The 8,191-nt window shown below is 57.0% G+C and carries 10 protein-coding genes and 1 tRNA gene; 6 read left to right on the top strand and 5 right to left on the bottom strand.

Features of this window, described 5'->3' with window-relative positions:
- The first annotated feature begins 23 nt into the window (after positions 1-23).
- Positions 24-98, top strand: a tRNA-Val gene (locus tag ACIQ0Q_RS07885).
- 53 nt (positions 99-151) lie between these two features.
- Here ACIQ0Q_RS07885 and ACIQ0Q_RS07880 read toward each other — a convergent pair.
- The 4 genes from ACIQ0Q_RS07880 to ACIQ0Q_RS07865 form a co-directional block, all read right to left on the bottom strand.
- Positions 152-637 (bottom strand): DUF4870 domain-containing protein, encoded by a 486-nt coding sequence (locus ACIQ0Q_RS07880; protein WP_395772390.1) that lies wholly within the window; start codon positions 635-637, stop codon positions 152-154.
- Between the two features lie 142 nt (positions 638-779).
- Positions 780-1,739, bottom strand: coding sequence for an SEL1-like repeat protein (locus tag ACIQ0Q_RS07875; protein ID WP_395772389.1), 960 nt, complete (start codon positions 1,737-1,739; stop codon positions 780-782).
- Between the two features lie 195 nt (positions 1,740-1,934).
- Positions 1,935-2,789 (bottom strand): hypothetical protein, encoded by an 855-nt coding sequence (locus ACIQ0Q_RS07870; RefSeq protein WP_395772388.1) that lies wholly within the window; start codon positions 2,787-2,789, stop codon positions 1,935-1,937.
- Between the two features lie 10 nt (positions 2,790-2,799).
- A complete protein-coding gene (locus ACIQ0Q_RS07865; RefSeq protein ID WP_395772387.1) occupies positions 2,800-3,105 on the bottom strand; it encodes a DUF1244 domain-containing protein in 306 nt (101 codons plus the stop codon).
- Between the two features lie 62 nt (positions 3,106-3,167).
- Here ACIQ0Q_RS07865 and folD point away from each other — a divergent pair, with 62 nt between their 5' ends.
- From folD to tadA, 4 genes are read left to right on the top strand one after another with little or no spacing between them, the layout of a single operon-like run.
- Entirely contained in the window at positions 3,168-4,028 is an 861-nt protein-coding gene (gene folD / locus ACIQ0Q_RS07860) for a bifunctional methylenetetrahydrofolate dehydrogenase/methenyltetrahydrofolate cyclohydrolase FolD (RefSeq protein WP_395772386.1), read from the top strand.
- Between the two features lie 59 nt (positions 4,029-4,087).
- Positions 4,088-5,545 (top strand): IMP dehydrogenase, encoded by a 1,458-nt coding sequence (gene guaB / locus ACIQ0Q_RS07855; protein ID WP_395772385.1) that lies wholly within the window; start codon positions 4,088-4,090, stop codon positions 5,543-5,545.
- 1 nt (position 5,546) lies between these two features.
- Positions 5,547-7,115, top strand: a complete 1,569-nt coding sequence (gene guaA, locus ACIQ0Q_RS07850; protein WP_395772384.1) for a glutamine-hydrolyzing GMP synthase — start codon at positions 5,547-5,549, stop codon at positions 7,113-7,115.
- On the top strand, positions 7,115-7,588 hold the full coding sequence (tadA, locus tag ACIQ0Q_RS07845; RefSeq protein ID WP_395772383.1) for a tRNA adenosine(34) deaminase TadA: 474 nt from the start codon (positions 7,115-7,117) through the stop codon (positions 7,586-7,588). Before guaA ends, tadA begins: the two co-directional genes overlap by 1 nt.
- Here the strand turns inward: tadA and ACIQ0Q_RS07840 are convergent.
- Complete coding sequence (locus ACIQ0Q_RS07840) at positions 7,585-8,028, bottom strand: DUF2721 domain-containing protein (RefSeq protein WP_395772382.1); 444 nt, start codon at positions 8,026-8,028, stop codon at positions 7,585-7,587. The two genes, tadA and ACIQ0Q_RS07840, sit on opposite strands and share 4 nt — an antisense overlap.
- A 53-nt stretch (positions 8,029-8,081) precedes the next feature.
- On the opposite strand from ACIQ0Q_RS07840, the gene ACIQ0Q_RS07835 reads away from it, so the two are divergent.
- Positions 8,082-8,191, top strand: a 110-nt coding sequence (locus ACIQ0Q_RS07835; protein ID WP_395772391.1) for an exonuclease domain-containing protein, incomplete at its 3' end; no start/stop codon positions are given.

Raw genomic sequence — 8,191 nt, 5'->3', positions numbered from 1 at the left:
TTTCCCGTAAAATAGGGGTCCTTGGGCGATTAGCTCAGTGGTAGAGCATTGCCTTCACACGGCAAGGGTCGCAGGTTCGAACCCTGCATCGCCCACCAAGACATGAAAAACCCCGCTTCGGCGGGGGTTTTTTTATCGCGCGTCTCGAGGGTCAGGATTTGATCAGTCTGAAGAACATCAGCGGATAGCTGTATTCTTCTCCCTTTGAAGCGGCAATCGTAGCTATGATTTCAACGACAACCATAAATATGCTCAATGCAATCGCAATCGGTAGCACTAAAATAGCTCCAAAGCCTAGAGATACCAGAGTAAAAATAAATGAAATGAGGAAAAAGGGTATTGAGATTATCAGCCACTGCAGCTGAAAGTTCATGGATTCATTTGCATGACGAATGACGAATGGTGAGTCCGGATTGGATTGCTTGATTAAAAAAGCCGGAAGCCAGGCCAGAAATGCCGTAATTATCAAGAAAAGCCCGGATAGTCCCACGATCAGTGCGCCCAAGTGAGTCCACATGGCTAGGGTATTCACGTTTGAGGTTTGTTTTAGATCGGCTGTTGAATTTGCTTGCTTTCCGCAGCTTGGGCAGAAATTATTATCTTGAATATCAACTCCACATCCGGAACAGAACGCCATTTTTGTCAACTCCTGTGTTGGTGTCTTTGAACCTGGCCTCGACCTAATAATCTTTAGGACGCATCTTTTTGTATATCATCCCGGATGAAGTGCTTTTTATAGCTAATGCGTTTTTGATTGACAGTCTTAATTTAGGATACGGCTAGCGTCTGATCAATTGCCCGAATTTCCACATCGAGCTCAACTGTTCGGCCTCGGCAATCTCGTCCGCGTTCATGGTCTTTACCAAGGCGTCGCGCGGCTTGCCGGCGGGGTAGTGGCCGCTCATGATGGCGACATTATACCAGGCGTAGGCCAGCACCGGGTCGTGCCTCACGCCATCGCCTTTGGCGTACAGGCGTGCCAGCTCGAACTGCGCCGCCATCTGGCCCTGCGCGGCGGACTGGCCGAACCAGTGCGCCGCCTCGCTCAGGCTGCGCGGCACACCGTCGCCCTTCAACAATTTCATGCCCAGGTCATACTGGCTGTCCTTGTCGCCCTGTTCGGCGCCTTTGCGGTACCAGGCCAGGGCTTCCTGCTTGTCTTCCTTGACGCCCTGTCCGGAGGCATACATGAAGCCCAGTATGCTCTGCGAATACGCGTTTCCGTTTTCCGCAGCCTTCTGGAACCACTTCGCCGCCAGCCCGTAATCCTGGACGGTATCGCGACCTCGGTAAAACTTGATGGCCAGGAACATCTGTGAATTGGTATGGCCCTGTTCAGCGGCGCGTGTATACCAATCAATGGCTGCTTTTGGATCTCGTGGTGCCTTTTCGCCGGTATCTAACAGCAAAGCCAACTTATACTGCGAAATCAGATGCCCTAGTTCGGCGGCTTTCAGATACCACAGCATGGCTTCCGGAACGTTTTCCGGTACGCCCTTGCCACCATAATGCAATTGACCCACCTGGTACTGGGCTTCGGCATCCCCGGCCATTGCCTTGGCGATATAAGCGCTCATGAGCTTTTTGTAGAGCTTCGTTGCCTCGCCGGCATTCTTGCGGACGCCAATGCCGAATTCATACATGTAAGCCAGTTGAGCCTGTGCTGGCGCATAGTTCTTTTTGGCCAAGGGGGTTAACAGCCTGACGCTCTGCGTGTAATCCTGTCTGGCATAGGCCATCAATGCCACATCGAAACTGTCTGAAGCAGCATCAGCTGATGCCGACCGCGGGGCGGGCAGGCTAAGGGCAAAAAAAAGGGCAATGATTGCCCCAGACTTTTTAAATATCATGCCTCATTTTACGCAAGCCCTTGATGAAATTTGTAAAAATTGCGTTCCATGGTCGCAAAAACCGAGTCCGTATTCATCGCATGCTCAGTGAATCTGACCGGCTGCAAAGCGGGCATCGAGGAAATCCATGGCATCCAGTACTTTCACGCGCGTCGCACGCTCGAAAGCATCGGCGGCGGACTGTTCGTCATCGGCATCGAGCAAGAGGATAAGTTGAGCATGTTCGGCGTGAACAATCGGCATGTTCGGTGCCAGTTTTAGTGCCGCACTCATGTGTTCTTCAGCGGCTTTCCGCTTGGCGCCGTAAGTCAGGCCGGCAAGTGTGCTGCCCACTTTGTTGACGATTTCGGCATGCCATAACGCACTGGCCAGATGCGCCTCGGCATGCTTCGGGTCGAGCTTCAGGCAGGTGTCCAAGGCTGTTTTCACTTTTCCGGCCAAGCCCATTTTAAGAGCTTTGGCAATCGAGAGTCCTTGCCCGTAGCGCCCATAGCCGAAGGCAAGCCGGTAATGGCTGTTGGATTCTTTGGGCAGGACCGCTACCGCTTGTTCAGCGATTTCAGCGACTTCCTGAAAACGGGTCAGTCTGTCCTCGGTTTTTTTGACCAGATAGGTGGCATGGATGCCCATAGCCTTTGCGGCAACACTTGCGCCAACCGGTCCGAGTGCGGAACCTTGCTGATAAGCCTGTTCGAATTCTCCGGCATGGAAGGCGCGCCAGGCGCTTTGCAGCTGTTCGGCAAGGTCTTCAGCGGATATCCCTTTCGGGGCTGATTTGCCGGCGGCTTTGATCAACTGTGCCGCACGCTTGTCGTCCGGATAGGGCTCGCCATCACCCGCATGCAGGGATTTCCAGGCTTTGGCCAGTGCCAATCCGTCATAGAAAAAGGCTTTGTTCGGGCCGGGAAAGGCGGTCCATGTGGATTTCTTACTGGCCATCTGTGGGCTCCTAGGCGTCGTTTCTCTGGGCGATGGCAAATGCTGCCAGTTGTTCGGGGCTGGATTCCCGTTGATACTTCGCCTTCCATTCCGAAAAGGGCATGCCATATACAATGCTGCGAGCCTGCTCTTTATCCATAGGCAGGCCATTCGCAACGGCGGCTTCCTGGTACCACTGCGAGAGGCAGTTGCGGCAGAATCCTGCCAGAATCATCAAATCAATGTTCTGCACATCGGGCCGGTCTTCCACTAGATGCTTGACCAGGCGTCGAAATGCCGCTGCTTCCAGTTCGGTATTTAATCGTTCGTTGTCCATTGGTTTTTTCCGCTCAGGATGCGAGATAATAGCCTAACACCAGAACCGGATCCGAATAGACCATGACCGCCAAAGTATTGGACGGAAAACGCATTGCCGACACCCTGCTGGATGATCTGGCAGAGCGAGTTCGCATCCGGGTCGGCGGCGGCCAGTCCCGGCCGGGACTGGCGGTGGTCCTGGTTGGAAGCGATCCGGCCTCTAGTGTCTATGTCCGTAACAAGCGCCGCGCCTGCGAGCGCGTCGGCATCCAGGCCTACGATTACGATCTGCCGGCGGAAACCACGGATGCTGAATTGGTTGCCCTGATTGACCGTTTGAATGCTGATCCGAAAATCCACGGTATTTTGGTGCAGTTACCGCTTCCCCATGACCGTGACGGCACTTGGCTCATCGATCGAATTGATCCGAACAAGGATGTCGATGGCTTCCATCCGATGAATGTGGGCCGTTTGGCGCTGCGCCAGTTTGGCTTGCGTCCTTGCACGCCGCGTGGCATCACCACATTGTTGGCCTATACCGACCAGCCGGTGCGCGGCCGCAATGCCGTCATCGTCGGCGTCAGTAATCATGTGGGGCGACCCATGGGTCTGGAGCTATTGATCGCCGGCTGTACCGTGACGTCCTGCCACAAATTCACGCCGAAAGAGGTCCTGGAAGCGCATGTCCGGCAGGCCGACATTCTGGTGGTTGCGGTTGGCAAGCCGGCGATGATTCCCGGCGAGTGGGTCAAGCCCGGCGCCGTAGTCATCGATGTCGGCATCAACCGTATGGATGACGGCCGCCTCTGTGGCGATGTCGAGTATGCCACCGCTGCCGAACGTGCCAGTTGGATTACGCCGGTGCCGGGCGGTGTCGGCCCGATGACCGTGGCCACACTCATGCAGAACACCTTGGAAGCCTGCGAGTCCATCGACCATTAGGCTGACGGCGGCACCTGCAATCGGGTATAATGGATTGCTTCACAAGCTCGGAGCTGTCCATGCTGCGCATTCTCGCTGAAGCCCTTACGTTCGATGACGTATCCCTGGTGCCCGCACACTCTTCGGTTCTGCCGAAAGACGTCCGTCTGGCCACCCAACTGACCCGAAATATCCGCATCAATCTGCCGATTGTCTCCGCAGCCATGGATACCGTGACTGAAGCCCGCCTAGCCATTGCCATGGCTCAGCTGGGCGGTATCGGCATCTTGCATAAGAACATGAGTGCCATCGAACAAGCCGCACATGTGGCGATGGTCAAGAATTTCGAGGCCGGTGTTATCCGCGAACCGTTTACCGTCGGTCCGGACAGTACCATCGGTGAAGTGCTGAAGTTGACGCGTGCACGCAACATTTCCGGCGTGCCGGTGGTCGATGGTGGCCATTTGGTTGGCATTGTCACCAGCCGCGATATGCGCTTCGAGAAAAAACTCGATGATCCGGTCCGCAACATTATGACCAAAAAGGACCGTCTGGTCACCGTATCGGAAGGCGCCAGTGATGATGAAGTGCTTGCCCTAATGCACAGACACCGCATCGAAAAAGTACTGGTGGTCAACGACGGTTTTCAGCTACGCGGATTGATTACCGTGAAAGATATCCAAAAGGCGCGCGATAATCCCAATGCCGCCAAGGATGCCAGTGAGCAGCTGCTGGTTGGCGCCGCGGTTGGTGTCGGTGGCGATACCGAAGCCCGTGTCGAAGCACTTGTGCATGCAGGCGTCGATGTGATCGTGGTTGATACCGCACACGGCCATTCACAGGGCGTGCTTGAGCGCGTGGCCTGGGTCAAGAAAAATTTCCCGAACGTCGATGTCATCGGCGGCAATATCGTTACTGCCGATGCGGCTCTGGCCCTGATGGATCATGGCGCCGATGCCGTGAAAGTGGGTGTCGGTCCGGGCTCCATCTGCACCACCCGCATCGTAGCCGGTGTCGGCGTGCCCCAGATCACGGCGGTATCGATGGTGGCTGACGTACTCAAAGGTCGCATACCGTTGATTGCCGATGGTGGTATCCGTTATTCCGGCGATATCGCCAAGGCGTTGGCCGCCGGAGCATCCAGCATCATGATCGGCGGCCTTTTCGCCGGCACCGAAGAGGCGCCGGGCGAGGTCGAGTTGTTTCAGGGTCGCAGCTACAAGAGTTATCGTGGCATGGGTTCGCTTGGCGCGATGGAGCAGGGTAGCAAGGACCGTTATTTCCAGGATGCATCCGATGCCGATAAGCTGGTGCCGGAGGGCATCGAAGGCCGCGTGCCCTACCGCGGGCATCTCGGTTCAATCGTGCATCAGCTGGCCGGTGGCATCCGCGCGTCCATGGGTTATGTCGGCTGCGCCACCATTGAAGAAATGCGCACCAGACCCAAATTCGTACGCGTGACCAATGCCGGAACCCGTGAAGCGCACGTGCATGACGTGCAGATTACCAAAGAACCACCGAATTACCGCGCAGGCTGAAATGACCGATATCCATAGTGACAAGATCCTCATCCTCGATTTCGGTGCGCAATATACGCAGCTGATTGCCCGCCGCATCCGTGAAGCCGGGGTCTACTGCGAAATCTGGGCCTGGGACCATAATCCGGCCGATATCGCCGCATTCAATCCGAAAGGCATCATCCTGTCCGGTGGTCCGGAATCCACCACGGCCTTAGGTTCGCCTAAGGCTCCACAGGAAGTATTCGATGCCAAGGTGCCGGTACTCGGCATCTGCTACGGCATGCAGACCCTGGCGATGCAATTCGGCGGCATGGTCGAATCCGGGCATCACCGCGAGTTCGGCGCAGCGGTGGTCAATATCGACCGGGCCTGCACCTTGCTGGATGGTCTGAATGACGCGACCGGACAGCCGCCGCGCCTGAACGTCTGGATGAGCCACGGTGACCGTGTCACCCGTGTGCCGGCCGGTTTTACCGTGACCGCCTCGACCGATACGGTGCCGATTGTGGCCATGGCCGATGAAGCGCGTCGCTATTATGGCGTTCAGTTCCATCCGGAGGTCACCCATACCCAATCCGGCGAGGCCCTTCTGGCCCGTTTCGTCAAAGATATCTGCAGTTGCCGCGCCCTGTGGACCGCGGCCAACATCATCGATGACCAGATTGTGCGGCTGAAGGCGCAGGTCGGTGATGACGAGGTGCTGCTCGGCCTGTCCGGTGGTGTCGACTCCTCGGTGGTTGCGGCCCTGCTGCACAAAGCCATCGGCACCAAGCTGACCTGCGTATTCGTCGACACCGGCCTGCTGCGCTGGCAGGAGGGCGATCAGGTCATGGCCATGTTCGCCGAGCACATGGGCGTCAAGGTCATCCGGGTCAACGCCGCAGAACGCTATTTCGCCGCACTCAAGGGCGTGGATGAGCCCGAGGCCAAGCGCAAGATCATCGGCCGACTATTCGTGGAAATTTTCGAAGAGGAGTCGGCCAAGCTCAGCAACGTGAGATGGCTGGCGCAGGGCACCATCTATCCGGACGTGATCGAATCGGCAGGCAGCAAGACCGGCAAGGCCCATGTCATCAAGTCACACCATAATGTCGGGGGCCTGCCCGAACACATGAAGCTGGGCCTGGTCGAGCCCTTGCGCGAACTGTTCAAGGACGAGGTCCGCCGCATCGGCGTCGAACTCGGCCTGCCGCCGCACATGGTCTACCGCCACCCGTTCCCCGGTCCCGGTCTAGGCGTACGCATCCTGGGTGAGGTCAAGCCCGAGTTCGCCGAACTGCTGGCCAAGGCCGATGCCATTTTCATCGACGAGCTGCGCCAATCCGGTTGGTACGACAAAACCTCGCAGGCCTTCGCCGTGTTCCTGCCGGTCAAATCGGTCGGGGTGGTCGGTGATGCCCGCGCCTACGAATGGGTCATCGCCCTGCGTGCGGTGGAAACCGTGGACTTCATGACCGCGCACTGGGCACCTCTGCCTTATGAGCTTTTGGGAACAGTTTCAAACCGTATTATCAATGAGTTGAAGGGTGTTTCTCGCGTCGTTTATGATATTTCAGGTAAGCCGCCGGCCACCATTGAGTGGGAGTAATGACTGAATTCAATGCCGATGATGCGGTCTGGATGCGGCAAGCCCTGACCCAGGCCGAGGCTGCCGAGGCTCTGGATGAGGTGCCGGTGGGAGCGGTTCTGGTCAGCGAAGACGGCGAACTACTGGCAGTTGGTCATAACCGCACGATTTCCCGTTCCGATCCCTGCGCCCATGCCGAAATCGAGGCCTTGCGGGCTGCCGGCAAGGCCTTGGGCAATTACCGGCTTCTGGGCACCACCCTGTACGTGACCCTCGAACCCTGCGCCATGTGCGCCATGGCGCTGGTGCATGCCCGGGTAAAAAGAGTGGTCTATGCCGCGGCCGACCCGAAAACCGGCGCCTGCGGCTCGGTCTTCGATGTATTGGGCGATTCGCGCCATAACCACAAGGTGGAAGTGCAGGGTGGTTTGCTCGGCGACGAAGCCGGAAGCCGGCTAAGTGCCTATTTCAAAGCCAAGCGTCGGGCGGGTTAACGCATTTCCTCTTCGATTTCGGCTTCGAAGCTCTTCACCGAGGCCCAGACTTCCCGCCCGAGGTAAAAGGCGGCGCCGAATAGGAACAGCATGCCGGCCAGTCCGAATCCCGTGGGTAAAAGCGAAAGGCGGTTGCCGCTGAAGGCATCCACGGCCAGTGCCAGGCTAGTGACGATGAAACAACCCAGCGCGCAGTATAGAAATAGACAGGCTCTAAGAAGGAAATTGCTGCGTTTGCGATGGCGTAGAATCTGGCTCTGCAGCGAAGGCTGGTTACGTGCGTTTTCATTCCATTTCTTGAGCAGAATGCGCAGACGGTCGACCACTCGGGCTAGGCGGTTATTGGCCGAAAGCAGCAGCGAGCCGGTGGCCGCCATCAACAAGGCGGGCGCCAGCATGGCGGTAAGTATCGTGTAGTGATCGCTGATTCCGGGAGTCATCGTCGGTGTCCATCGGGATTTGTTACAGTATAAGCATAGCCAAGGACCGCCCGATGACCGATGACCGTAAAAACCGCCTGATCTGGATTGATTGTGAAATGACCGGCCTTGTTCCTGAGCGGCATGAACTTCTGGAAATTGCGGTGGTCATCACCGATGCCGA

The sequence above is a fragment of the Arenimonas sp. genome (assembly GCF_044348765.1).
In the GTDB taxonomy this organism is placed as follows: domain Bacteria; phylum Pseudomonadota; class Gammaproteobacteria; order Xanthomonadales; family Xanthomonadaceae; genus Arenimonas.
Note: the sequence above shows the minus strand (reverse complement) of the source record. Positions and strands in the feature narration are given on the sequence as shown.